At 44.3% G+C, this 24,963-nt stretch carries 27 protein-coding genes, 1 tRNA gene and 1 rRNA gene; 25 read left to right on the plus strand and 4 right to left on the minus strand.

Annotation, left to right across the window (positions count from 1 at the left end; all coding sequences use genetic code 11):
- The first annotated feature begins 142 nt into the window (after positions 1 to 142).
- From rrf to L3V27_RS00020, 4 genes are all read left to right on the plus strand, one after another.
- Positions 143 to 259: ribosomal RNA gene (gene rrf, locus L3V27_RS00005) — 5S ribosomal RNA — on the plus strand.
- Between the two features lie 100 nt (positions 260 to 359).
- A tRNA-Ser gene (locus L3V27_RS00010) sits at positions 360 to 450 on the plus strand.
- A gap of 277 nt (positions 451 to 727) precedes the next feature.
- The gene (locus L3V27_RS00015; RefSeq protein ID WP_237310651.1) at positions 728 to 1,489 is read left to right on the plus strand and encodes a cytosolic protein; all 762 of its coding nucleotides are present in this window, start codon (positions 728 to 730) and stop codon (positions 1,487 to 1,489) included.
- A 103-nt stretch (positions 1,490 to 1,592) separates the two neighbouring features.
- Entirely contained in the window at positions 1,593 to 2,624 is a 1,032-nt protein-coding gene (locus L3V27_RS00020) for a cytosolic protein (RefSeq protein WP_074189713.1), read from the plus strand.
- 163 nt (positions 2,625 to 2,787) lie between these two features.
- On the opposite strand, the gene L3V27_RS00025 is transcribed toward L3V27_RS00020, so the two are convergent.
- Positions 2,788 to 3,144, minus strand: a complete 357-nt coding sequence (locus tag L3V27_RS00025) for a YibL family ribosome-associated protein (RefSeq protein ID WP_005374274.1) — start codon at positions 3,142 to 3,144, stop codon at positions 2,788 to 2,790.
- A gap of 85 nt (positions 3,145 to 3,229) precedes the next feature.
- Positions 3,230 to 4,225, minus strand: a complete 996-nt coding sequence (locus L3V27_RS00030) for a 2-hydroxyacid dehydrogenase (protein ID WP_054866878.1) — start codon at positions 4,223 to 4,225, stop codon at positions 3,230 to 3,232.
- A gap of 289 nt (positions 4,226 to 4,514) precedes the next feature.
- Between L3V27_RS00030 and L3V27_RS00035 the strand changes: the two genes are divergently transcribed.
- Positions 4,515 to 4,994: a L,D-transpeptidase family protein gene (locus tag L3V27_RS00035; protein WP_237310652.1), complete on the plus strand. Its 480-nt coding sequence runs from the start codon at positions 4,515 to 4,517 to the stop codon at positions 4,992 to 4,994.
- A gap of 35 nt (positions 4,995 to 5,029) precedes the next feature.
- Here the strand turns inward: L3V27_RS00035 and L3V27_RS00040 are convergent, their stop codons facing one another.
- The gene (locus L3V27_RS00040; RefSeq protein ID WP_048625142.1) at positions 5,030 to 5,740 is read right to left on the minus strand and encodes a glycerophosphodiester phosphodiesterase family protein; all 711 of its coding nucleotides are present in this window, start codon (positions 5,738 to 5,740) and stop codon (positions 5,030 to 5,032) included.
- A 239-nt stretch (positions 5,741 to 5,979) separates the two neighbouring features.
- Between L3V27_RS00040 and L3V27_RS00045 the strand changes: the two genes are divergently transcribed.
- The 10 genes from L3V27_RS00045 to L3V27_RS00090 all read left to right on the plus strand — a co-directional run bounded on the left by L3V27_RS00045 (position 5,980) and on the right by L3V27_RS00090 (position 16,380).
- Entirely contained in the window at positions 5,980 to 6,933 is a 954-nt protein-coding gene (locus L3V27_RS00045) for an L-lactate dehydrogenase (protein WP_237310653.1), read from the plus strand.
- Positions 6,934 to 7,080: 147 nt separating this feature from the next.
- The gene (locus L3V27_RS00050) at positions 7,081 to 7,746 is read left to right on the plus strand and encodes a response regulator transcription factor (protein ID WP_046873911.1); all 666 of its coding nucleotides are present in this window, start codon (positions 7,081 to 7,083) and stop codon (positions 7,744 to 7,746) included.
- The gene (locus tag L3V27_RS00055) at positions 7,746 to 9,119 is read left to right on the plus strand and encodes a sensor histidine kinase (RefSeq protein ID WP_237310654.1); all 1,374 of its coding nucleotides are present in this window, start codon (positions 7,746 to 7,748) and stop codon (positions 9,117 to 9,119) included. Before L3V27_RS00050 ends, L3V27_RS00055 begins: the two co-directional genes overlap by 1 nt.
- A gap of 207 nt (positions 9,120 to 9,326) precedes the next feature.
- On the plus strand, positions 9,327 to 11,426 hold the full coding sequence (locus L3V27_RS00060) for a TonB-dependent siderophore receptor (protein WP_237310655.1): 2,100 nt from the start codon (positions 9,327 to 9,329) through the stop codon (positions 11,424 to 11,426).
- A gap of 74 nt (positions 11,427 to 11,500) precedes the next feature.
- Positions 11,501 to 12,268, plus strand: a complete 768-nt coding sequence (locus L3V27_RS00065; protein WP_237310656.1) for a DUF3450 domain-containing protein — start codon at positions 11,501 to 11,503, stop codon at positions 12,266 to 12,268.
- A complete protein-coding gene (locus tag L3V27_RS00070) occupies positions 12,269 to 13,636 on the plus strand; it encodes a MotA/TolQ/ExbB proton channel family protein (RefSeq protein ID WP_164665345.1) in 1,368 nt (455 codons plus the stop codon). It abuts the gene before it with no gap.
- Complete coding sequence (locus tag L3V27_RS00075) at positions 13,636 to 14,190, plus strand: MotA/TolQ/ExbB proton channel family protein (protein WP_006741219.1); 555 nt, start codon at positions 13,636 to 13,638, stop codon at positions 14,188 to 14,190. Before L3V27_RS00070 ends, L3V27_RS00075 begins: the two co-directional genes overlap by 1 nt.
- Positions 14,187 to 14,591, plus strand: coding sequence for a biopolymer transporter ExbD (locus L3V27_RS00080; protein WP_005374257.1), 405 nt, complete (start codon positions 14,187 to 14,189; stop codon positions 14,589 to 14,591). The genes L3V27_RS00075 and L3V27_RS00080 overlap by 4 nt, the downstream gene beginning before the upstream one ends.
- Positions 14,591 to 15,211, plus strand: a complete 621-nt coding sequence (locus L3V27_RS00085) for an energy transducer TonB (protein ID WP_006741220.1) — start codon at positions 14,591 to 14,593, stop codon at positions 15,209 to 15,211. The genes L3V27_RS00080 and L3V27_RS00085 overlap by 1 nt, the downstream gene beginning before the upstream one ends.
- Entirely contained in the window at positions 15,208 to 16,380 is a 1,173-nt protein-coding gene (locus L3V27_RS00090; protein ID WP_237310658.1) for a hypothetical protein, read from the plus strand. Before L3V27_RS00085 ends, L3V27_RS00090 begins: the two co-directional genes overlap by 4 nt.
- A 67-nt stretch (positions 16,381 to 16,447) precedes the next feature.
- On the opposite strand, the gene L3V27_RS00095 is transcribed toward L3V27_RS00090, so the two are convergent.
- Positions 16,448 to 16,936, minus strand: coding sequence for a hypothetical protein (locus tag L3V27_RS00095; protein WP_237310660.1), 489 nt, complete (start codon positions 16,934 to 16,936; stop codon positions 16,448 to 16,450).
- Positions 16,937 to 17,315: 379 nt separating this feature from the next.
- On the opposite strand from L3V27_RS00095, the gene L3V27_RS00100 reads away from it, so the two are divergent.
- The 10 genes from L3V27_RS00100 (at position 17,316) to L3V27_RS00145 (ending at position 24,920) form a co-directional block, all read left to right on the plus strand.
- Positions 17,316 to 17,945 (plus strand): PepSY-associated TM helix domain-containing protein, encoded by a 630-nt coding sequence (locus tag L3V27_RS00100; RefSeq protein WP_237310662.1) that lies wholly within the window; start codon positions 17,316 to 17,318, stop codon positions 17,943 to 17,945.
- Between the two features lie 21 nt (positions 17,946 to 17,966).
- Complete coding sequence (locus L3V27_RS00105; RefSeq protein WP_006741224.1) at positions 17,967 to 18,506, plus strand: DUF2271 domain-containing protein; 540 nt, start codon at positions 17,967 to 17,969, stop codon at positions 18,504 to 18,506.
- Positions 18,507 to 18,520: 14 nt separating this feature from the next.
- On the plus strand, positions 18,521 to 19,351 hold the full coding sequence (locus L3V27_RS00110; protein WP_237310663.1) for a DUF4198 domain-containing protein: 831 nt from the start codon (positions 18,521 to 18,523) through the stop codon (positions 19,349 to 19,351).
- A gap of 42 nt (positions 19,352 to 19,393) precedes the next feature.
- On the plus strand, positions 19,394 to 19,714 hold the full coding sequence (locus L3V27_RS00115; protein ID WP_046873904.1) for a hypothetical protein: 321 nt from the start codon (positions 19,394 to 19,396) through the stop codon (positions 19,712 to 19,714).
- Positions 19,711 to 20,265, plus strand: coding sequence for a DUF6162 family protein (locus tag L3V27_RS00120; RefSeq protein ID WP_047007956.1), 555 nt, complete (start codon positions 19,711 to 19,713; stop codon positions 20,263 to 20,265). The genes L3V27_RS00115 and L3V27_RS00120 overlap by 4 nt, the downstream gene beginning before the upstream one ends.
- 22 nt (positions 20,266 to 20,287) lie before the next feature.
- Positions 20,288 to 21,214 (plus strand): zinc ABC transporter substrate-binding protein, encoded by a 927-nt coding sequence (locus L3V27_RS00125; RefSeq protein ID WP_237310664.1) that lies wholly within the window; start codon positions 20,288 to 20,290, stop codon positions 21,212 to 21,214.
- On the plus strand, positions 21,214 to 21,942 hold the full coding sequence (locus L3V27_RS00130; RefSeq protein WP_104972215.1) for a metal ABC transporter ATP-binding protein: 729 nt from the start codon (positions 21,214 to 21,216) through the stop codon (positions 21,940 to 21,942). The genes L3V27_RS00125 and L3V27_RS00130 overlap by 1 nt, the downstream gene beginning before the upstream one ends.
- Complete coding sequence (locus L3V27_RS00135) at positions 21,942 to 22,817, plus strand: metal ABC transporter permease (protein WP_104972216.1); 876 nt, start codon at positions 21,942 to 21,944, stop codon at positions 22,815 to 22,817. Before L3V27_RS00130 ends, L3V27_RS00135 begins: the two co-directional genes overlap by 1 nt.
- Positions 22,818 to 22,839: 22 nt before the next feature.
- Positions 22,840 to 23,709, plus strand: coding sequence for a zinc ABC transporter substrate-binding protein (locus L3V27_RS00140; protein WP_104972217.1), 870 nt, complete (start codon positions 22,840 to 22,842; stop codon positions 23,707 to 23,709).
- A 215-nt stretch (positions 23,710 to 23,924) separates the two neighbouring features.
- On the plus strand, positions 23,925 to 24,920 hold the full coding sequence (locus L3V27_RS00145; RefSeq protein ID WP_006741232.1) for a porin: 996 nt from the start codon (positions 23,925 to 23,927) through the stop codon (positions 24,918 to 24,920).
- Positions 24,921 to 24,963 lie beyond the last annotated feature (43 nt).

Consider the following 24,963-nt stretch of genomic DNA (forward strand, 5'->3'; position numbering starts at 1 on the left):
TGTGAGGCGTTGAGCTAACCTGTACTAATTGCCCGTGAGGCTTAACCATACAACACCCAAGGGGTTTTGATGGACTCAATGAAAGAACATTGAATGTGTAAGAACGAGAATTAAGAAACAGCTTTCCGAATTAAAGAATTTGCTTGGCGACCATAGCGTTTTGGACCCACCTGACTTCCATGCCGAACTCAGAAGTGAAACGAAATAGCGCCGATGGTAGTGTGGGGCTTCCCCATGTGAGAGTAGGACATCGCCAGGCTTTAAATATCGCTTTCAAGTTTTATCTTAATTGAGATAACTTAAGGCAAAACTAAAAATTAGCATCGATAGTATAAGACTAAGTTTTAGTGACAATTTGTGGAGAGATGGCTGAGTGGTTGAAAGCACCGGTCTTGAAAACCGGCATACGTTAATAGCGTATCTAGGGTTCAAATCCCTATCTCTCCGCCACCTTTAAAAAACCGCTGTTCTTACAGCGGTTTTTTTGTATCTGCTGTTTTTTAACAGCTGTTATCGAAAACTTCTAATTGGCTTTTCTCCGGCCCTTTCTCTAAGTTCTTTAGCGTACTCACTTTGGGTTTAGTTTACGCAGTAATATCTGCAATCGAAGACATTTTCATAGGTCATTTAGGCTTTAAGTAGAGCTTTGTTAAGTCTCAACGTGGGATGCTTAAAAGCATTTTGATAGAGTTTCAGTCTAAATACTGCGGATGCACTTGGAGAAAAAATGAAGCTACTTTACTGGTTAGATGAATGGCAAGCGCTTACTCAACAAGAACAAGAGATGGCTTTACCTATCTCTGGCTACGATTTACTTGATGATGTATTTGTGAAGTATGAACTCGTCGATCTTAACAAGCCATTGTTGTTCACATTTTCTCCTTCCGGCACTGATGTGCAGGTACAAGATTTAACTCCGAATTTTTCTCCTTGGGGCTACGAGCTCGGAATACAACAAAAAGTAAACATTATTGCCTTTCAACATTTAGGACAAAGTAATTGGTTCCGTAGTCGGAATTTGATTTTCTTTCTGGAGCAGCTGTCTGAGTTGCTTCATCCCTTCCAATGTCGTTTGGGTTATGGGCAAAGTCGAGGTGGCTTTGCAATTGGCGCGTTCGCTAACATGCTGAAATTAGAACATCTTTTGTTGTTTTATCCTGTGAGCACAAAAAATAAAGCTTTAGTGCCTTGGGATGATCGGCCCAGCACTGAGCTTGCTCAGCAGTTTGCTTGGGAAAGCGGCTACCATGATCGAGATTTGGGCAATGCCAAAGGTTATATTATTTATGACCCATCCAATCGTATTGATCGTCTTCATGCTGAACGTTACCCAGAGCTAACTCATTTAAAAGTCGTCGGTATGGGGCACGGCACTCAATCCACACAATTAGATAAATTAGAATTTTTTAATCTGGTGGCGAAGGAGTTTGTTCGTCATCAAACCATAGATATTGACCAATTTAATAAGCAAATTCACGCTTTGTTTTAAAAGAGGACTGATATCAGAGTCCCCTGTAACCAGGGGGAGATGATCACACACTAAAAACTAGATTTTTAACACAATTGCTAGGCGCAATTTAGATGGAGGATTAATGAAGTTACTGTACTGGTTGGATGAATGGCTGGCTCTTTCTCGTGAAGAACAGCAAACCAGGCTACCGATGTCCGGGGAGGACTTACTTGATGATGTGTTTGTTAAGTATGAGTTTGTCGACCGAAATAAACCGCTGTTGTTCACCTTTTCCCCTGCTGGTACGAATCTACAAGTACAGGACTTACACTCAGACTTTGCGCCTTGGGGCTATCGATTAGCCCAGAAACAAAAAGTAAATATTATTTCTTTTCAGCACCTTGGGAAAAGTAACTGGTTTCGCAGCCGTAATTTGATTTTCTTTCTAGAGCAGTTATCGACATTACTTGAGCCTTTTGAATGCCGTTTAGGTTATGGCCTTAGCCGCGGTGGTTTTGCTATTGGCGCTTTTTCCAATCTATTAAAGTTGGATCAAGTATTGATGTTTCACCCGGTCAGTACAAAAAACAAAGTGCTAGTGCCATGGGATGACAGGCCAAGTACTGAACTTGCCCAACAATTTGATTGGGAAGGAAAGTACCACGACCTCGACCTTGGAGATGCAAAAGGTTACATCATTTATGATCCAACCAATGAAATCGATCGTCTTCACGCCAAACGCTACCCAGAGCTCACTCACTTGAGAGTCTTCGGTATGGGACATGGTACACACGCGACGTATTTGAATAAATTCGGTTTTTATAAGCAAGTGGCTGTAGACTTTATACGTTATCAGAAGATAGATATAGCGCAGTTTCGTCATCAGACTAAAACGCTGCGATTAAAAGAAGATTACTATCAGTGTCTTAACAAGGCGAATGCGAGTTCACAACATCGTTTGAGCCTACTGAGTACCGCTCATAATGTGCTAATTGAAGAAAAGAAAGAACATGTGAAGGAGCATCAAGCGCAAATCGATATTCAGCCACTTGTTGATATTGCGATGAAGCATGAGCATGACAATCCGCAAGATGCAGTACAACTTTTGGAAGTGGCTCAGCAGTTAGTTCCGAATGACCCCGTTGTGGAGCACAAGTTGCAGCAACTGTCGTAGCGTTGAGATGTAATGCAGACGGTATTGGTTGAAAATAGGTCCGTGGCTTTTGTCGCTGGCCTTTTTAGGAGCTTATGGGTTGATATTTCGATGACATTTAATGAAGCAGTACAAAATAAAAAGCCCAAGCAAATGCTTAGGCTCAACGAGTATTAATATGAGTTTAAAACTCTTTTGGCGCAAAGCCTGTCATGACATCGAGGCGAAGCTCTTTACCAACTTTTGTTAGTGGGTGAACGATTACTAAGCCGCGTACGCGTTTTTTCAGTTTGCCGATGTCCGCTTGTTCTGCTTTGGTGATTTCACGAGAGAATGGCATATCAAGTAAGCTTTTACGTTCTTTGTTCAGCTCATAGTTTTGCTTATGCTTTAACTGGTTAAGCTTTTTGGTTAGCTGTTCTACTTCATCCGTGAACTTTGTAATCATTTCGTGATCACCACGAGAACGTGCCGCATCAAGTTTACGTTGGCATGTATCTAAACGGTTGTGCAGCTTTTGAATATCAGTTTTTATGCTCATGGTAATTTGGCTCAAATTTTAAATAGTCGAGAAGTATAGCATAGCTGAGATCACACGCTCTACTATACTTCTCGATTGTCTGGCTTTAGTTAATCAGTTCATTGCCCGATACGTTACCAGAGAAAAAGGCTTCGACGTTATCGAGCGTAACTGAGGCAATATTATTAAGTGCTTCGTGAGTCAAGAATGCTTGGTGGCCAGTAAACAGCACGTTATGACAAGCCGATAAGCGACGGAAAACATCGTCTACGATGACATCGTTAGATTTATCTTGGAAGAACAAGTCTTTTTCATTGTCATACACGTCTAGACCAAGCGCGCCAATCTTACCTTGTTTCAAGGCTTCTATCGCCGCTAGTGAATCCAGCAACTCGCCTCGACTAGTGTTAATGATCATCACACCATCTTTCATTTGCGCGAAGGCTTTTTCGTTCAATAGGTGATAGTTTTCTTCACTCATTGGACAATGGAGAGAGATAATATCCGCATTAGCGTAGATTTCTTCAAGCGAACAGTAACGCGCTCCCATTTCTAGTGCTAATGGATTTTCGTAAGGGTCATAGCAAAGCAGCTCCATGCCAAGCCCTTTGAAGATACGCATCGTCGCGATACCAATCTTACCTGTACCAATGACACCAACGGTTTTCCCGTAAAAGTTAAAGCCAACTAGGCCCTCTAGCGAGAAGTTGGCGTCACGTGTACGTTGGTAGGCTTTGTGAAGGCGACGATTTAGGCACATCATCAAACCGACTGTGTGTTCAGCCACCGCTTCTGGTGAGTAAGCAGGAACTCGAACCACTTGTAAGCCAAGTTCTTTAGCGGCTTGTAGATCAACTTTATCAAAACCCGCGCAGCGCATGGCAATAAGCTTAGTTCCGCCTAGAGAAAGCTGTTTAAGAACGGGAGCTGAAAGGTCATCATTGACGAAAGCACACACGACATCGCAACCATGTGCCATTTTGGCGGTTTTTTCGGTTAGCCGGAAGTCGTGATAGTGGAATTCAAAATTTCGGTTATTTTTAATTTTATTAAAAGAGGCCTCGTCGTAGGATTTTGCACTAAAAAAAGCAATATTAATCATGGTTCCCTCTCAAAAAGTGCGGACTTTATAAATAAATATACTTATAAAGTAATGCAACTTAGGCGGAATGAATAGAGAAATCTTCTCTTTAACTTTTGCCATATCAAACAACGATAACGATCACGCCTTTCAATGAGTATTATCTTACGATTCTGCACTTGTGCGTTCATCCCTTTAGCTCCTGGGGTAATACAGGTTCTACCCTAGATACTGTTTGCTTTACGGGCGCTAACTGACTAGCATAATCGCTCTTTTCTTGTTCACTTTAGTTAGGTTAGGCGTTCCGGCAATGTCAGTGAAATGGTGCTCTATGTTCTTGTGTTGTGTGTTGGCTTCTGGCGTCCATGCTGTAGATTTTGTTAAAGTCGACAAGTCAAAGCGTCGAATGTATTTAATGGAACAAGGCACAATACTAAAAGAATACCGCATTGCTTTAGGAGCGAACCCTAAAGGGCATAAACAAGAAGAGGGAGACAATCGTACACCTGAGGGCGAATACACCTTAGATTACGTCATAGAAGACTCGGCTTTTTATCGTTCTGTGCATATTAGCTACCCTGATGCGATTGATACGTTGGAAGCGAAGCGCCGAGGTGTGTCCCCAGGAGGGAACATCAAAATTCATGGTTTAAAAAACGGTGAGAGTCAGTTGCCGATTTATATCCAAAGCTTTGATTGGACCAATGGGTGTATTGCGATTACCAATGAAGAGATGGATGAATTTATCCAGCTTGTAGAGATGGGGACACCAATTCAGATTGAGTGGTAACGAAATGGTGCCTCTGAAGCTCAAGGTGGTATGTGCTATGGCATAAAGCGTTGTGGATGATCACTGAATATACCGTCTAACTGAGGTAGGTACTTCAGTTTGTTTGGATTGTTCACTGTATAACACATCACTTTGTAACCCGCCTGCTGGAGTTTGTTTATTTGGCGCGAGCGAACCCAGTTAATGTTTAGGTTGCAGCTATAGGCGTTAACTTCTTCCAAAAGGCGTTTATCTTTTCTCGTTAAGAATTCACTCAATACACCTAATCGATACTCATTGCAGTATTTATGCAGCGCTCTAATGACATCATGACTAAAACTGGAGAGTAGTACCTTCTCTTGCGGCATGGGACTTTTTGCTAGTACGTTGGCGAGAGCTTGTGCCACTTCTTCTGCTGGGTGGCGATCTACCTTAACTTCAATATTCAAGTTAAGCTTGTGCTCAGTAGCTAAAGTGAGCAGCTCATCTAATGTCATGATTTTCTCACCTGAAAAATCTGCGCTGAACCAGCTACCAAAATCCAACGCCTTTAACTCTTCCAGAGTCAGTTCATCGACACGCCCTTGTCCATTACTGCATCGATTTATGGTGTGATCATGGCAAACCACTAAAACATTATCTTTGGTCGGTTGTACATCAACTTCAACCCAATTTAATCCGAGGTCAATGGCGGCCTGAACGCTCACTTTTGTATTCTCTGGGTATGAGCCAGCAACACCACGATGACCAATTACTAATGTTTCCATGTTCTTCATCTTCAGCTTTGTTATGAGCAGATTGTACTCGTTTTTTGCTTTGAAGATATACCTCAAGGTGCATGTTGTCAGATCGTCTTAATAAAAGCTACATCGCCCATTCGTCAAGGTAGGTCGTTGGAAGCACTCCTGTCGAATCATGAACCAAAGTTGGACTTTTATTCTCCTGCCGCTCATTTTTAAAGAGCAAGGTAGTTGCGAGTGCATCATGGTTATCGGGAGAGAGAAATATGAAGATCGGTGTTATTGGTGCAGGAGCTGTTGGTGTGGGAGTATGTAATTACTTACTCACTCTGGGTGGTTTTAGTGAGCTTGTTCTACTTGATAAAAATTTAGAACGTGCCGAGGGTGAAGTGTTTGATTTTCGTCACACGATGGCACTGACTTTTTCAAAAAACACACGCATTATGCCGTCGAATGATTACTTAGATTTACTCGAAGCCTCTCTTGTTGTTATCACCGCTGGTACGCAGATTAAACAAGGACAAACTCGTTTAGATATTGCTGAGGTTAATGCTCAAATTGGAGTTGATATTGCGCGTCAAATAGAACGTGTAGCGCCAAATGCGGTGTTGATTGTTGTGTCAAACCCATGCGATATCGTGGCGCACTTTATTGTCACCAACACCGGTTTTGAGCCTGGTAAAGTTATTAGCAGTGGCTGTGTAGTTGATACCGCTCGTTTAATGAGTATTGTTGCTGGCCGTGTAGACCTAGACCCGAAGAACGTGTTTGGTTATGTATTAGGAGAGCATGGTAGCCATTGCTTTACTCCTAAGAGCTTAATTTCTATCGCTGGGCAACCGGCCGACTATTACTGCGATACCCATAACATTGAGAGAATTGATCCGCACGCACTTCTTGAGGCGGTGAAACAGGCGGGATACGAAATCTTTCGGCGTAAGCAGAACACCGTTCATGGCATTGCCGCCAGTGTCTTTCGAATCATTCAAGCCGTGACGATTAACGAACGATCGGTGTTGCCCGTCGGTACGATGATGTCGGGGCAATATGGTTTGCATGATGTTGTTCTCAGCCTACCTACGGTTATTGGAAAAAACGGAGCAAATTCAGTTCTGATGCATCCCTTCACTGAAGAGGAGCTTGTCACATTAAAAACGATCAGCGCCCACTTAAAACACATCGTGGAAAATGTCGCTAAGGAGACGAAGCTAACGCCTTGATCTACCGTCATTATCAGGTGCTAGTTAGCTTAGCACTCCGGTCTACTGCTATAGAGCTATTTGTACTAAAGCCCTAGGATGTGTAGTTGTTTAATTTGTAAATGAGTAATAGAATGCGAACCATTTTTATTTGAATGGTGAGTGGTAATGTCTCGAGTTTTGATAGTGGATGATGACGTTCCTTTGTGTGAGCTATTAGAAGCAGTTTTGCAAGAGGAGGGCTATATTGTCTCTTCTGTACATTGCGGTGAAAGTGCTTTGCAATATATGGAAAAAACGCCGGTAGATCTTGTACTGCTTGATGTCATGTTACCAAACCTTAACGGCATGCAAGTTGCCCGTAGAATCTGTCAACGCTTCGCGACACCTATTCTAATGCTTACTGCTCTTAATGATGAAAACTCGATGCTTGATGGCTACCAAGCGGGAGCCGATCAGTATATAGGAAAGCCTTTTAATGTTGCTGAGCTTCTGATGCGCATCAAAGCGATTCTTCGTCGTGTTGGTTTAGAGCGCCAACGTCAGGCGATGTGCAGTACCGTTCAAACGATCAGTGATCAGCTCAATAGCTTACCACTCACAAGCACGGAAGCCGAATTACTGAGCTATTTAGTCAAAAACCAAGGTGTGGTGATTTCAAAAGCGGAACTCCAAACCGAAGTATTAAAGAAAGAGCTAAGCCCTTTTGACCGCAACCTTGATATGCACATCAGTAATATACGTCGCAAGCTAGTAGAAGCAGGGCTCTCTAAGCAACATATCAAAACCTTCCGTGGCAAAGGTTACAGCTACCTAGAGGCTGTAAACAATTAATGAAGCTCACGTGCCCACCTTTTATCGCGAAACGTAAAGACAGCTTAGCGTTTAAGTTGTTTAGTTATATGACTGCAATTGTGATAAGTATTTTGGTCGTACAAGCAATGGCGGAGCAAGCTCTCGTGAAAGCCATACTAAAAGTGCCGGACAGTGTGCGAGAAGAAATGCTCGATCTTGCACATCAAGCCAATGTGCTGATTGAGCACGGAGATATGGACGAACTTGCGGATTGGGCGAACGCGCAAAACTTTTATCTGTTTGTGCTGAATGAGCACCAGCAACCCGTCACTCACCGTTTAATGCATCCACACTTCGAGTTCAAACTTCAATTTAAAAGAAGTATTGATGATCAACTTGAGGGAAAGGTAAATCGCCCGATTATCAATATCCCTTTGGTTAAAGATAATAGTTTGGTGATTCAACTGCCACATCGACTGCATCCCGCACATGACTTCATTTTATATTTCTCTATTCTCAAAGTGGTGATTGCGGTAGTTATTTTGGCGTTGTTCTCATTGCTAATGGCACGCAACTTACAACAGCCGCTTGATCGCTTAAGAGAAGCAAGCAAAAAGCTATCTAACGGCGACTTTAATGTCAGTGTGGTGAAAGAGTTAAAATCGAATACGCGCGAGTTTAACGAGCTGGCGCAAGACTTCGACCACATGACACAGCAAATTCATTCTCTTGCCGAAAAGCAGCGATTGCTTATAAGAGATGTCTCCCACGAGCTCCGAACGCCGTTAGCAAGACAGAATTTAGTTCTACACCTTTTGCGGAAGCGAGTTGGGGAGAACGAGCAAAGCTTGGTGACCAGGCTAGAAGATGAAGCTAAAGAGCTAAACCATTTGATAAGCGATATCTTGGAGTTCAGTCGCTTGGAAAATGCGCGTTTCGACAAAGGTGCGAAACGCCGTGATTTAGAGGTGTTGCTCGCACCGCAAGTAGAGCGATGCAAAATCGATTTAAAACCAGAACAAACATTGTCATTCCGTTCAGAAGCAACATGCGCCAAAGCTTTTTGCGAAGAAACGCTCATCATTCGTTGTTTGAATAACCTTGTTGGAAATGCCATCAAATATTCAGGGCAAGCATCTCAGATAGAAGTTTCTCTGGCTAATCATGTCAAAGATGGGCAGCAATTGATTTCCATGTCTGTATCCGACAATGGGCCAGGTATTCCAGAGAACAAGTTGGTCGATATTTTTGACCCGTTTACTCGCTTAGATGCATCAAGAGATAAGAAGCTTGGCGGCTATGGTTTAGGTCTCGCGATTGTCAAAGAGTCCATGCGCATTATGGGTGGATCCGTTACGGCGAAAAATCGTGAACAAGGAGGTCTGAGTGTTACTTTGGTGTTCAAGCAGTAAGTATGGTTAAGTCTTATTAACCGTGATATCTATCACGTTATTGTGGCTCATCATCAGAGAGTACTTTACAAAAGTTTGCAAATGCAAAGAATGTAAATTTAATGCAAATGGTAATACTTATCACTTATATTCACCCGCGAAATAATTAAGAGGGAATCGCATTCAACAAGCATGTGACCCGAAAAATAATAATCGGAGTGAAAGGATATGTTTACTAAGAGCCATTTGGCGCTAGTGATCGGTACGGTGTTAGCAACACCTGCAGTGGCGGACGTTCAAACAGACGAACATGTAGTTGTAGAAGGTCGAGAGTTCGGCTACAAGGCGGATACAAACAGTACAGCAATGCGCATGGAAATGACGCAACTGGAAACGCCAGGACAAGTAGCGGTTATCGATGAAACGGTAATTGATGAGCAGCGTGCAAGTACACTTGGTGAAGTGCTACGTAACGATGCAAGTGTTAGCGCGGGTGGTACAAGCCGTAACCGCGAACGTTTCTCTCTACGTGGTTTTGAACTTAGCAGTTCAGACGGTTTTCTTCGTGATGGCCGTCAACACTGGTCACACTACCGTCAGCCAATTGAGCTTTTAGAGCGTGTTGAAGTGCTTAAAGGTCCATCAGGCTTGCTATACGGTAAATCTGAGCCGGGTGGCTTGGTAAACATGGTTTCGAAAAAACCAACAACTCAAACACAAGCTAGTTTGAGTCAAGATCTAGGTTCGAATGATCACTCACGCACGGTGCTTGATGTGAGTGGCGCGCTAAATGATGCAGAGACACTGCGCGCGCGCGCAATTTTTGCCAAAGAAAGCTACGGCTCTTGGCGCAGCTACGGCGATGGTACCGAGCCAGAAACGGATCGTACGGTTGCGGGCCTAGTGGTTGAGTACGACATCACCGACAACTTTATGGTGTCAGCGCATTACGATCGCACGAAAGACGATGGTAGTGTGGATTCTGGTGCATACATTATTGACGGCAAAGCGGTTCGCGGTGATAAGTATATCTGGGATGCGCAGTGGTCTGAAATTGATAACGATGTAGAAAACTATGGCATCGATATTAATGCTCAAGTGACTGACAATGTAAACGTAAAAGCGGGTTACAACCGCCAAGACTTTAAGCGTTTTGATGTAGAGTCTTACCCAGGTTTCGATACTTATGACCAAGATACTAAGATCGACCATTCTGGTAACGAACGCAAAGATAATTGGGTGTTTGATACTGCATATATAGATGTGACGACGGACTTTTCTCTGTTTGGTACAGATAACACGTTTTTGGTAGGTGCGAACTATCTAGAGTATACCTATGACCGTTTCCAAAAGTATTACAACCCTATAAGTATAGAAGCCGGTCAGTCAGTGCCTCGTCCTGGCTACTCTGGGAAAGTTAAACAGTCCACAAGCGAGCACGATACTTGGGGTATCTACGCGCAAAACATGATGACGATTAATGATTACTGGCAAGTGCTTGCAGGTGTTCGTTATGACGAAAAGCGTGATGATGACCTGACTGAAAACCAGGTTTCTCCAAAATTTGGTGTAATTTTCCACCCCGCGACGAATGGCTCGGTTTACGTTCAGTACTCTGAAAGCTTTATGCCGCAAGGTGAAGTCAGCAGTGGTCGTGGCAAAACTTACGTGAACGATGGCGAGAAGCTAGATGCAGAGCGCGGAATTTCTTATGAAATCGGTACGAAGTGGGAACTGTTTGATCAGCGCTTATTTGTATCAGGTGCTGTGTTTGATATCACATTAGAGAACATGTCGCTAGATGTTGAAAGTGGTAAAGATGCTAGTAATAAGGTTCTACATAAGAAAACTCAAGGTGGTGAGCAAGTACACAAAGGTGCTGAGCTAATGGCCCAAGGTTTTGTGACCCCTGAGTTGTCGCTAACCGCTTCTGCAATGTATTTGGATGCAGAGTTGACGAAAGCGGATAAAAAATTCGAGGGTAACCGCCCTGTAGATGTGCCAGAGTTCTCGGCAAGTCTATGGTCTAGCTACAAGGTTCAAGACAATACGAACCTAAACCTTGGTTTGATTTATGAAGGTGATCGCTACGGTGATGCAAAGAACACCTTCAAGAAAGATGGCTACGCTCGCGTTGATATGGGCGTGTCATACAAACATAAGTACGATGAAAACTTGGATATCATTGCTCGATTCAATGTAGAGAACTTATTCGATACCGACTACTTCGCAGGTGGTGGTAGCACGAATAGCGAGCAAAAAGGTGCGAGTGGGGTTGTGGTTGGAGAAGACCGCAACTACATGGCAACAATCCAGTTCAAGTACTGATAACAATTTGATTATTAAAGGGGAAGGGTAGTCTTCCCCTTTGGTCGTTTTTGGAACACAGAAATATAACTCGTATGAATCTAATGAAATCAAGTATCGCTCTGTTGATATCATCGGTTTTGATTCCCGCTCACGCGGCGAACTTAAACGATGCACAAGCTGTGCAGAGTAAAACAAACCAGTCGTCGGCGGTAAGCCAAAAACGTATTGATGCAAGCGCAGAAAAATCACTTACTCTAGAAGCTGAAATTGAGCAGCTGCAAGAGGAAGTCGGTAACTTGAAGATTTATCGCGATCATCTTGCAAGCCTTGTTGAGAGCCAAAATCAAGAAGTTGATAGCTTGAACGAGCAAATTGAGCAGATTGCTCAAACTCGTCAAGGTGTCGTGCCTTTGATGTATCACATGCTTGAGGGCTTAAAAGTGCTCGTCGCTAACGACAAGCCTATACGCAAAGCGCAACGTGAGGAGCGAATAGCAAAGCTGGATTCCATGATGACGCGTGCAGACGTTGCGGATGCAGAGAAGTTTCGTCGTATTTTAGAAGCGTACCAAATTGAAATGGATTACGGCACCAAGCTTGGCGTTTACCAAGGCAAGATTAACCTGGGTGACAATGAAGCTGTGGAGGCGGACATTCTCTATTTAGGGCGTTTGTCTTTGGTAGCACGTAGCTTATCTGGTGAGACATTCTGGAGCTGGTCACAGCAACAACAAGCATGGCAACAAGTGGGTTCTGAGCAAAAATCAGAGCTAGATAAAGCGTTCGCTATGGCGAATAAACAGATCGCGCCGAGTATGTTAACTCTGCCAGTGTCGTTAACCGCTGCGGAGGACAAATAAATGATGAAAAAATGGTTATCGGTTGCACTAATCTCGACAGCCGCATTAATGCCTCATACAACTTTTGCTAGTGATGCGTTGTTACAAAAGGCGCAGCAAGAAAATCGTCAACAGCAATCGCACAATGTCGCGCGTGAATCAGGTTTTAAGAAAACAGAGCAAGAGCTACAGGCTATAAAGAATAAATTGGCCGCGGAGCGAGCGGCTCTTCAAGCAGAAGCGGACTCATTAAGTGTTACTTTCGGTGAAAACGAAGCGGAACTGGCGCAGCTAGAAGAAAAGCTACGTCTAGAAACCGGGAGCTTAGGTGAGCTATTTGGCGTCGTTCGCCAGAACGCAAAAGAGCTAGAGTCAGAGCTCAAGAGCTCAGTAACGGGTGTTGATGCAAATTCATATCAGAAAGATATCGATGCTATTGTTGCAGCTAAATCACTGCCAACGTTGACCCAACTTCAGGCGATGTGGCGCAGCATGGAAGAACAAATCAAAGCAAGTGGTGAGATGGCAAACGTCTCTTTCACACTGCTAAATGGCGAAGGTCGTGAACAAACGGTTAATGGTGTTCGTCTTGGTTCTATGGCGCTGCTGGATGACACTGGCTACGTTAAGTGGAATGGTCAACGCGGAGATGCGGTAAACTATCTTCGTCAGCCTGAAAGCGGTCCAACAGCGAATACTATTTCCTCTGGTGACATTGATGCGCTTGTCATTGACCCGTCACGCGGCATTCTTCTTGAGCAGCTCGCAAACTCACCGACTTTGGCTGATCGCCTAAATGCAGGCGGCGTTGTCGGTAAAATCATCCTTGGTTTATTAGCTATCGGCCTATTGATTGCTCTCGTACGTGGTGCATCTCTGATGATTTCGCGCCAGAAAATCATGAAGCAACTGAAAACTCCAGCACAGCCAGGAGACAACCCTTTGGGTCGTGTGCTTGCGGTGTATCAGAAAGATAAGCATCGCAGCGTAGAAGCGTTAGAGCTACGTCTTTTGGAAGCCGTTGTTGATGAGCAAACCCACCTAGAAAAAGGATTGTCGATGCTGAAGCTTCTTGCTGCGCTGGCCCCTATGCTTGGTCTACTGGGCACGGTAACGGGTATGATCGAAACCTTCCAAGTCATCACTCAATTTGGTAATGGTGATCCGAAAGTAATGGCGGGTGGTATTTCGATGGCGCTTGTAACTACTGTACTTGGCCTTGTTTCAGCCATGCCATTGTTATTGGCGCACAACGTATTGAGCTCTCAAGCAGAAAATATTCGCAGTATCTTAGAAAAGCAAGGTATCGGTTTAGTTGCAGAACAAGCTGAGCGTGATATGCCGAGCAACAAAAGTCACTCTAACACCTTAGCGGAGAACGCAGCGTAATGGAGCAGATCCTACTCAACACATTGGGTTTGATCAGTGAGGATTGGGCCACAACCTTGATGAGCTTTATGCAGCAAGGTGGTCAAATCCTATGGTGGTTAGCTGCCGTCGTGGCGGTGTGCTGGCTGTTGGTTATGGAGCGAGTTATTTATCTCACAACGGTTTTCCCTGGGGTAAAGAAACAGCTTTGTGAGCAGTGGCAAGCAAGATCAGAGCACCACTCTTGGTACGCGCATCAAATCCGTGAAGGATGGATTGCAAAAGCGCAAATCGAACTGCGCCAAAACCTATCGACTATTAAGCTGCTTGTGGCGGTTTGCCCAATGCTAGGGTTGTTAGGGACGGTGACGGGCATGATTACGGTGTTTGACGTAATGGCATCGCAAGGCAGCAGCAATCCGAAATTGATGGCTTCAGGTATCTCACTTGCTACGCTGCCAACCATGGCGGGTATGGTAGCAGCGTTGGCGGGCATGTTTATTCATGCTCGCCTTAGCAAAGTGTGTGAACGAAAAGCTATCCAGTTAGAACAATCTTTAAGGAGTCAAAAGTGAGACTCGGACGCAGACCTAACCAACAAGATGAAGCTCAAGTCGATTTAACGTCGATGCTTGATATCGTCTTCATCATGTTGATCTTCTTCATTGTGACCAGTTCGTTTGTACGTGAATCCGGTGTAGAAGTGAACCGCCCTCAGGCTTCTAATGTGGTAAGCCAAAAAGATGCGGGCATTTTTATCGCAGTAACGGCAGCAAATGACGTGTACATCGACAAACGAGTGGTTGATATTGAGCGTGTTGAGGCCTCTATTGAGCACTTGTTACTTGATCAGCCTGATGCTTCGTTAGTTATCCAAGCTGACGAGCATGCTTATAATGGCACTGTCGTGAAAGTGATGGACGCTGCAAAGGCGGCAGGTGTGAAAAACATTGCATTGGCGGCGGAGAAACCTTAATGGGCAGGCTGTTACTTGCACTACCAGCATCACTGTTAATTTCTGTGAGCTTGTTTAGCTTTATGGCGTGGATGGTTGATAAAGGCAACCAGCGTGCGCCAGAAGCTTCAGAAGCCGTTCGTTTTGATATGGTGATGGTAGAGAATGAAGCAGACGTGCAGCGTCGTCAACGTTCAGTGCCGGAGCAACCAGAACCACCCCAAGCGCCGGAGCCAATGGATCTGTCTCAAGCTGACACTCAAATGGAGCCAATGAGCCAGATGACGCCAGTCAGTGCTTTAGGTTTGAACACTGCTCTTGAAGGTATCGCGATCAGCGCGCCAAACTTGAAGGGAACAATGGGTAACCAACAAGCACTGCCGTTGTATCGTGTTGATCCTCGTTATCCAAGTAAGGCGCTGAAACGTAGAGTTGAAGGCTATGTCATTATGCGTTTCACGATCGACGCTACGGGACGACCAAAAGATATTGAAGTGATCGAGGCTGAGCCACAGCGTATGTTCGAAAGAGAAGCGATTCGTGCGCTTAAAAAATGGAAGTATCAGCCAAAAGTTGAGGATGGTGTGTCAATTGAGCAGTATGGACAAACCGCTAAAGTGGAGTTCAAGTTAGCCAAATGATGAAAAAATTCTTAATCGGTACGGTATTAAGTCTGAGTGTACTCTCAACTATTGCCAGTGAGTTAAGCCAATACACTGCCGCGAGAGTTCAACGAGCACATAACTTGGCTCAAGAGGAGAAACTAAAAGAAGCGATTTCATCTCTTGAAGCTATGGAGCTTTCTCGTGGATATGACCAAGCTTATGTCACTCGAATGTTGGGTATTTTTTACTGGCAGAACGAGCAAACTCAAGCGGCGATTAAGCAACTTGAGTTGGCAGTCAATAGTGGTTTGCTACAAGATGAGCAAGCATGGCAAACCCGAAAAATGTTGGCAGATATACTGCTGAACGAGCAACGCTTTTCTAAGGCGTTACCTCATTACTATGCCTTGAGCAAAAACATTCCTAAAGGTCAAAAAGCGCATGAGCTATGGCTGCGTATTTCCCAATCTCATTATCAACTGAGTCAGTGGCAGAAAGTGCTTTCAGCAATGGCTCGTTATGAGAGGTTTGGTCAGCCAGACAAGCTTGGCGCATTGTCGATAAAGCTTTCTGCTGAGCTAGAACTGAAAAAGTGGAAGCCGGCAATCTCGACCATCAAACGATTGATCGCGATTGAACCTGAGCGAATTGAATGGTGGCGTCAGCTTGTTGCTCTTTACCTGCGTGTTGATGACAACAAACGTGCTCTGGACTCTTTGGCTTTGGCAAAACTGAAAGGATTACAACTTAGCCAAGATGACTTAAAGCTGCTGGCACAATTGTACGCGAAACGAGGTATTCCTGAGAGAGCTGCGTTGGTGATGAACGAGCTAGAGGATGTAAACTCGAATAGTAAACTGAAAGCTCAGCAAGCGACGTATTGGCAAATGGCAAAAGAGTGGGAAGAGTCTATCGATAGTTGGCGTGTTGCTGCTCAGTTAGACCGACAGTATTACTGGAACTATTCTCAATTATTGGTGCAAGAAGGCCACTATAAAGATGCCCTTGCCGCGCTCGATAAGGTCAGTGGTCGTAAGGCGGATGTCGCACTTATCAAAACTCGCGCTTACTACAAACTTAAGCGGTTTGACGATGCGCTCGCTAATGCCAAAAGAGCGAATGAGATTAAACCGTCGAATCAGGCAAAGAGTTGGGTTAAGTATCTATCACAGCTACGCAAAGTAGAATCGACGCAGAACTCATAGCGAACATTTTTATTAAATACCCGAGCTCAGTCTCGGGTATTTTTTTGTCTAAAGTCATAAAGGCTATTTATGGTATGAGCTTTTCATAAAAAGCTAATGCATCAAATGGTCGGGAGAAAAAAGGGCTTTTCTCTATATATTCTTGATGTACCTTGCTCAGTGTTTCAAACTTTTCTCTCGATGTAGGTTCGATATGAAAAGTTAGGCTTTCAGTCGATTCTACAAGCTTTAATGTTGAGGTTCTTGAAGCGTTATTTTTTGCTATTAATAGATAATATGCTAGCTCTTGCTTCTCTTTTAATACACAAGCCTCAAAAGCTTTCTCGCTTAAAAACGGCAGAACAGGAGTTAATGCTTCTATATGCTTCTTTGAATACTCTAGGGTTTGTTTGTCAGGTGTATTCTGGTCTGCCATAGATTCGCACAGCTTTATCTTAGCACCATAATTATCGATAGATTGGCTTACGTTGTTAAACAAACTGGCTTCAAACTTTTCACTTGCGAAAGTGACACTTGAGAAAAGTGATAAGAGAATTATTCCAACATTCTTGTTCATATTTTTCCTTCTGAACTGCACCATAACGTTTGGCTAGCATCAGAAAATCTTCTCTATCTAACCCTACACTAACTTCTTAGCTTACCTTTTTTATCTAGTTTATCGATAGCTTTTAAGCTTTTCATTAAATATACATAACGGCGCATTTTGGTGGAGTCTATCCCACTTTTTAGTATTGGAAATATCATTAAATTTTGAGTCATTAAAATTGAGAGGGTTATTCTCTAGAGGGTAGGCAATTGGTCACTCATATTGGCTCAAATAGTTACAATATGCGCCAGCCAAGCTGAATTGAGAAAGTAAACAATGTAAATTAAATGCCAATGCGAATGATTATCACCTAAATTATGCCCCACATTTATTGGTGATGATTGTTTCTATGTTGCTTAAAAGCAAAGGTGTTCAAACTTGGGCTCGCCGCCTACATATCTATATTTCGATGGCTCTTCTCTTAGTTACGCTGTTTTTTGCAATAACTGGTATTACCCTCAATCGCCCCGAATTATTTGAACGCCGTGAACCTATCATTCAACAACATACTCTTACGGTTCCACACTCAGTGCTATTTTCACATTCAGATACTTTTCAACCTAACCGTGAAGAACTGCTTGCTTTCTTGACTAAAGAAACCGAGCTTCGCGGTACTCCCTCCGCACTAGATGTGTATACCGAAGTTGAGCAAGGTGAGTTGTTACTCGGAGAGCTGTCTATGGATTTTAAAGGCCCAGGTTATAACGCTACGGTCTTTATTGATATTACCACCGGTGCGGCAGAGGTTGAAACGACGCACTACGGTATTGTTGCGCTGCTGAACGATCTACATAAAGGACGCAACAGTGGTGGGATTTGGAAGTGGTTTATCGACGTCACTGCGCTTTTGATGGTGTTTTTTGTTCTAACAGGTGTGTGCTTATTACTGCCTAAGAAGAAGACGCTTAGAACGTCAATGCAATGGATGAGCTTTGGTACGTTACTGTCGCTCGTGATTTATTTTGTTGCTGTTCCATAACAGCTTTTTTAGAGAACACTTATGTTGAACACAGGAAGATTTTTCCGCCGTAATCACTTTTGTAAAGCCGCTTTGATCGCGGCTTTTGCTCCTTTCTCTCTTTCTGCGGCTCCTCTACCAGATAACGCGAAGATCGATTTCGAATTCGAACTTCCAAAGATAGACACTTCAATGTACGCACGCCCTTATGTGGCGGTGTGGGTTGAAAATGACCAGCGTAAACCGGTTAAAACCATTCAGCTATGGGTAGGAAAAGACGAATGGCTAAAAGACCTGCGCAGCTGGTGGAGAAAAGCGGGTCGTTATGATCGTGAACTTGTTGATGCGGTGACGTCTGCAACGCGCCCTGCTGGACAGTACCGTTTTGTCTGGGACGGAACCAATGATGCAGGAAAGCGTTTGGAGCAAGGAAATTACACGTTGTACGTCGAAGTTGTTCGTGAACATGGTGGGCGAAACTACTTACGTCAAAAAATAACGCTAGCGGACAGTGAAGTGCGCTATGAGCTTAAACCAACACAAGAGACGGGTGTCATCACCGTCAATTATCAAGTTAAGTGATTAAAGGACAAACAATGAAAACCAAAATGAAAGCAGTGGCATTGGCGAGTGTAATGGCAATGGGATTGGCTGCAACAACCACCGCACAAGCGCATCCACGTTGGGTTCTGCCTTCTCACTTTACGGTTTCAAAAGAAGGCGGTGACTGGCTGACATTTGATGTTACTGCTTCTCACGGAACGTTTGTTTTTGATAAGCCTGCGGGTAGTGACCAAGCGTTCGTGGTGATGCCGGATGGCCGTTCTGAGCGTCCTAACTTTGTTGTTCGTGGCAAACGTCGTTCTATGTTTGATTTCTTTTTTACGGAAGAAGGCACGCACAAAGTCGCGATCAATAATCAGCCGAGCTACTACACCCAATACAAAGCGGGTCGTCGTGATACGGTGAAATGGGCGCGAGCAAACAAAGCTGAGCGTCATGATGTTCTTCCAGAACAGGCGCGTGATGTGGTTACTCAACTAAGCTACACCCGAGCAGAAAGCTACATTACGGTTGGTATGCCAACGGACAAAGCGTTGGAGATTGAAGGCAAAATGCTGGAGATGAAGCCGGTCACGCATCCATCGGATATCATTGAAGGTGAACCAGTCACTTTCCAGTTTTTCTTCAATGGTGAGCCACAAGAGGGCGTCACAGCGGAGATCACACGTGAAGGCACCATGTACCGAAACCATCAAGAACAAATCGATGTGGTGAGTGATGAAGATGGCAAAGTGATCTTCACGCCAGAGGTCGCAGGGCGCTACTTAATGAAAGCGAACTACAAAGGTGAATTAAAAGATAATCCATTGGCGGATAAAGCGAGTGCCAATGTTCACCTTACGTTTGAAACTCAACTTAACTAATCGAATTAGGCTCAGCAATCGCTGGGCCATTTTGGAATCATCATGAATAACACTTCTCTTCTCAAAGCTGCTTTGCTTTTTTCTGGATTTGCTTCTTTTCACGCTGCTGCACACTTCCCTCTGATGAGTTGTCACTTGGCGCAAGATAAAGTGATTTGTGAAGCGGGCTACTCGGATGGATCGACAGCGGTCGACTACGATGTCGAAATGTACGATTACGACGACAATCTGATCGCCAAAGAAAAAACAGATAAGCGTTCCATCGCAGAATTTACTCACCCTGAAACAGATTTCTATTTGGTATTTGATGCCGGACATGAAAGCCCGGTGGAAGTGGATATCGTTGAGCTGAAAGAGAAATGAGTGTACAGAAAGTTCGTCCCGATGATGGTAACCGAGAAGGAAAGTGGGTCGCACTGACTATCGCAGCGATTCTCGGTTTTGCAGCCATACTTATGCCCCATCATCAGGTTGCGACTGAAAAGTCAGACATACAGGCTCATCAAGTTTTAATCACGGACTTACATCAAAACGAGTTGGGTTTGATCGCTGAACTTAAGCTTGCTCATGAAGAGATTCGTGATTTGCAGCTAGAAACTGGAACTTGGCCTGAGGTCTCTGACATGGAGGCGCTTTGGATTGCTCCATTCGTAAAAGACCAAAATTGGAAGCGCAAAGGGTCTCATCAGTGGAAACGAATCGATGACGGAGTCTACATTGGCATGAAGAAAAATGCCCAAGGTTCTGCCTCTATGCTTCTGGATAGCCGTGGCTCTCAAGCTGATATTTGGTTTAGTGATTCTAGCCGATCGTTAAATGCGGAGGTACTAAGCGATCTAGCAAAACGCCGCCAGCATGGCTGGCAACAAATCGTTCTGTCAGATTCCTCTTCTTCCCATTCTCACGCCCATTAAGACAACATAATTGATAACTACTATGATCAAACGCTCTCTTTTACGTCGTATTCTTACAGCCACCGTGTTATTGACGGTGTCTTCTACTGGCTTTGCTGCCGATAAACTCAGTATTGGTATTACGCTTCAACCTTATTACAGCTATGTCAAAGCTGTTGTTGATGACAAGGCGAACATCATTCCTCTGGTCGATGCTGGTTTTAACCCTCATAACTATTTACCGCAACCCAATGATCTTAAGCGTTTGAATGAAATGGATGCGATAGTGATCAATGGTATTGGTCATGACGATTTTGCACTGAAAGTGATCAAAGCCTCTCAGCGTGATGATCTCGTGGTTATCCAAGCAAACAAAGAAGTGCCTCTGTTACCGGCGATGGGGCAGTCAGTTGGTCAAGGTGCAGTGAACCCTCACACCTTTGTTGGTCTATCGACCACTATTCAAAAGGTTTACACCATCGCGAGTGAGCTAAGTAAACTGGACCCAGACAACGCTACTTTTTATCGCCAAAATGCTCGTAAATACGCGAAAACTTTCCGCCTGATGAAGCGTGATGCAATGTTGTCTCTTGGTGAGTTGGACACGGCTGGTATGAAGGTGGCGACAACCCATAATGCTTACGGTTATATCCTTCAGGAATTTGGTGTTGACGTCGCAGCTGTCATTGAGCCTGCTCATGGTGTTGAACCAAGTGCCAGTCAGTTGCAGGAAACGATTGAGAAAATTCGTGAATCGGGTATTGATGTGCTGTTTTATGAGCTCAATATGCCGAACCGTTTTGTTGATACCATCGAAGAGGCGACTGGGGTGCAGCTTTATCGCTTTTCTCACATGACTCACGGTGAGTATGAGGCTGATAAAGTCGAGGTTGAGATGCGAGATAACGTAGAAACGCTCATTGAAGCAATGAAGTTTGTTGCGAGCAAGCGAGCAGGGGAAAAGGCGTAATGACAGGTCCTTCCGTTTCCTTAAATAACGTGGGCCTGAAATACGCCGACAATATTATTTTGCAGAACATCAACGCTGAATTCGAGAGTGCGAAATGCCACGTGATTATGGGGCCGAATGGTGGTGGGAAAACCTCTTTGCTTCGTTCGATACTTGGGCTAACACCATTTTCGGGAAACATTGCACTCAATTGGCCAGAGCAATCAGCTGCATCGGGTAAGATAGGATATGTACCACAAAAGGCGATGTTCGAGGCAAGCCTCCCGTTAACCGTGATGGATTTTGTGCTGCTTAATCAAACCCGTATCCCTCTATTTTGGCGACGTAAAACAAAGCAAACTCAACATGCTCTGGCCCAGCTGGATCGTGTGGGCATGGCAACGCGTTGCGATCGTCGTATGGGGCAACTCTCTGGCGGAGAGCAACAGCGTGTTTTGTTTGCGCAAGCTTTACTGGATGAGCCCAATTTATTGGTTTTAGATGAACCTACAACTGGGATGGACGAGCAAGGTGTTCGGTACCTTGAAGGTTTGATTCATGAAGTCGTTGGAGAAGGCAAAACGGTACTGGCAGTACACCATGACGTGACCGCAGTGCGCCGTTTAGACGCGCAGGTCCATGTCGTAAATCGTCAAATTGTGGCGTCAGGGCACCACTCAGATGTGTTAAGTCCTGATCGTATAGAAACATTATTCAAGCACTACACAGCAAAAGTGGAGGCTGCATAATGGATTGGTTACGAGAGTTAGCGGTTAGCGGCGTTGAAGCTGGGTGGTTAAGCGATAGCTTTTCTTATGCCTTCATGGTGAACGCAATTGTGGCAGCGCTGATATTAGGACCGTTACTTGGTGGTCTTGGGACATTAGTCATCGCCAAGCGACTGGCTTTTTTCTCTGAAGCGGTTGGGCACGCTGCGCTTACCGGAATCGCGATTGGTGTGTTGCTCGGTGAGCCGCCAGAGAATCCGATCATCGGATTGTTTAGCTTTTGTATGATTTTTGCGCTGTTGCTTCACTTTGTTCGTAATCGTACAAATGTACCTTACGACACACTGGTTGGGGTTTTTCTTGCGCTAGCGTTAGCGGTTGGTGCTGCGCTGTTAATGTACGTTGCTCGTAAGATCAACATTCACATGTTGGAGAACGTGTTGTTTGGCTCGATCTTAACTGTGACGGACAACGATATCCTTATTTTAGCGATCAGTTGTTTGATCATATTACTGCTTCTTATTCCTACGTTTAACCGCATTTTGCTGACTTGTATCAGCCCGGATATTGCACGTGTACGCGGCTTTAATACCAGCTTTTATGATTACTTATTTGTCATGATGATCACCTTGGTCACCATCGCCGCGGTAAAGATTATTGGCGCGGTATTGGTTGGTGCATTGCTACTGATTCCTGGAGCAACGGCTAGGTTATTGACTAAACGCATGGGCACTTTCGTTCTCCTTTCTTCTTTATTGGCAACCATTGCGTGTTTAGTCGGAACCATACTGCCGATGGAGCTTGAGCTACCAGTGCCATCAGGCGCATCCATCATCATTGTTTCTGCGGCATTTTTCCTAACAGCAACGGTTTACCGAATTATCCAAAAAGCGTAACCCTTTTTATAAAGTAATGAACATGAAGATAAAAAAATTAGCGATAACTTTTGGTTTGGTTATAGCGACGACACTTCCATCGTTGGCAAGCGCCAAAGACATTTTAACCAGCACTCCCGTCACGTACATGTTGTCTGAGCAACTCATGAAAGGTACAGGGATAGAGACTCAGTATCTGCCTCCAAAGCGTTACGGCGTTGAGCGTCTTGAGAACTGGTTCGCAAATAAAGGTACAGAGCAAGTTAAGCAAGCGGGTCAAGCCGCGACGGTTGCTATTACTCTTGGTGCGATTTGGAAACAAGACCCGACTTATGTTTACGCTCGACAGGGCAACATTCACTTGATTGAAATCGATGCATCGCAGGCCATTTCTCCTAGAGCTCAAGGAGTTGCAGTACTGACATTGGAAAACGGGTCAACATCGAAGTACGCGTGGCTGAACCCTACAAACTTAATCCGAATGGCGGGCATTGTTGGAGAGGATCTACAACGTGTATATCCTGAGCACCAAAAGGCGATTCAAACGAATCAACAGGCTTTTATGCTCAATGTGCGTGAACTGCTCAACCAACAACAGGCAGAGATCTTCGATAAAGGCATCGATTCAGTGGTACTGATGAGTGAGTCACTAGAGGACTTTGCCTCTGGCAACCAATTGTTTGTGGTTGGGCGCGAATTTAAGCCAGAACTCGAGTGGACAGAAGAAGACAAATTATCTTTAAAAGCTCAGTTTGAACAAGATAAAACGCTATGGTTAGTTACGGATAAACGACCGTCGAAAACCTTGACATCGCTTATTAAACCGAGTCGTATACTGCAAATTGATGTTATTGACCGCTGGGGCAGTAAGGGTATCAAAACTGAGAAGCCACTCGCACGTTGGGAGATGTGACACGTAAAAAGCCACAGATTTTATGATGGGGAATGAAAAGTTCCCTATTTTTTTGTGACTTAGTTCAAAATGCGAGCATTAATACCACTGGTTGCATAAGAAAGTGTTTGTTTCATTTCTATTTCATTACTACTTTGTTATGTGTTCGTTGCGATTGATTCGGATTTAATCTGTCTCTAAGCGAACCGGTACAAACAACTATACGGATGTTAACAATGAAAATGAAAACTCTAGCCGTTGCAGTGGCGGCACTAGCATGTGGTTCACAGGCCTTCGCAGCAGAAGTTTATAACAGCGATGGTACATCTTTATCGATCGGCGGTCACGTTTCAGTTGGCGTGGGTGAGTACTACGAGGAAGATGTGAAAGTTCATCAAGTGTCTCCACGTATTAACGTCGCGGGTAAGAAAGACATTGGCAACGGTATCACTATCGACGCTAAAGGCGAATGGGCGCTTAACTACCTAAATGGTGGTGAACAGTCATTCAAAACTCGTCTAGGTTACATCGGTGCAACTCACGAGCAGTACGGTCGCCTTGTTGCAGGTACTCAATGGTCACCTTACTACGATGTCGCTGGTGTTGCGGATCTACCAATCGCGTTTGCGAACGACTTTTTGTACGACAACCACGGCAACCTAGGCTCAGCTCGTGCTGATAAAATGCTTAGCTACCGTAAAGGTTTTGAATTTGGTGAAGGCTTTGCTTTCAACCTAGGTCTAGGTTGGCAAGGTGAGCAAACTTCAGATGCAACAACATACGAGCAACGTGGTCAAGTTGCACTGAGCGGTTCTGTAGCTGGCTTTGGCCTAGGCTACGTATACAGCGGCGGTGATGTTAAAAACGCGACTCTAGGTACTAAGAACGCTGAATCACACCTATTCTCTGTAAACTACGGTCAGTACGGTTCAGGTCTATACGCAGCAGTAGTATACGGTATGAACGATTACTTCTACGAGATGCGTAAAGAGACTTCTCAAATTGAAGCTCTTTTGGCATACGGCGTGAACGATTGGACATTCAGCGTTAACTACGAAGGCGTAGAAGACGAAGAAGACAACAAGACAGTTTCAAGCGAAACTGCGCTACAAGCAGAGTACGCTGTAACTCCTGCTTTCGTAACGTTTGCTGCTTACCAGTTTGACCTAGGTAACGATTACACTAGCGAAGAGAACGACTACTGGACTCTAGGTGCTCGTTACTACTTCTAATAAATAGGCCAGTTTCTACTGCCTAAACACATTTATTGTGTTA

The organism is Vibrio sp. J2-3(2022) (genome assembly GCF_021725735.1).
GTDB lineage: Bacteria > Pseudomonadota > Gammaproteobacteria > Enterobacterales > Vibrionaceae > Vibrio > Vibrio diabolicus.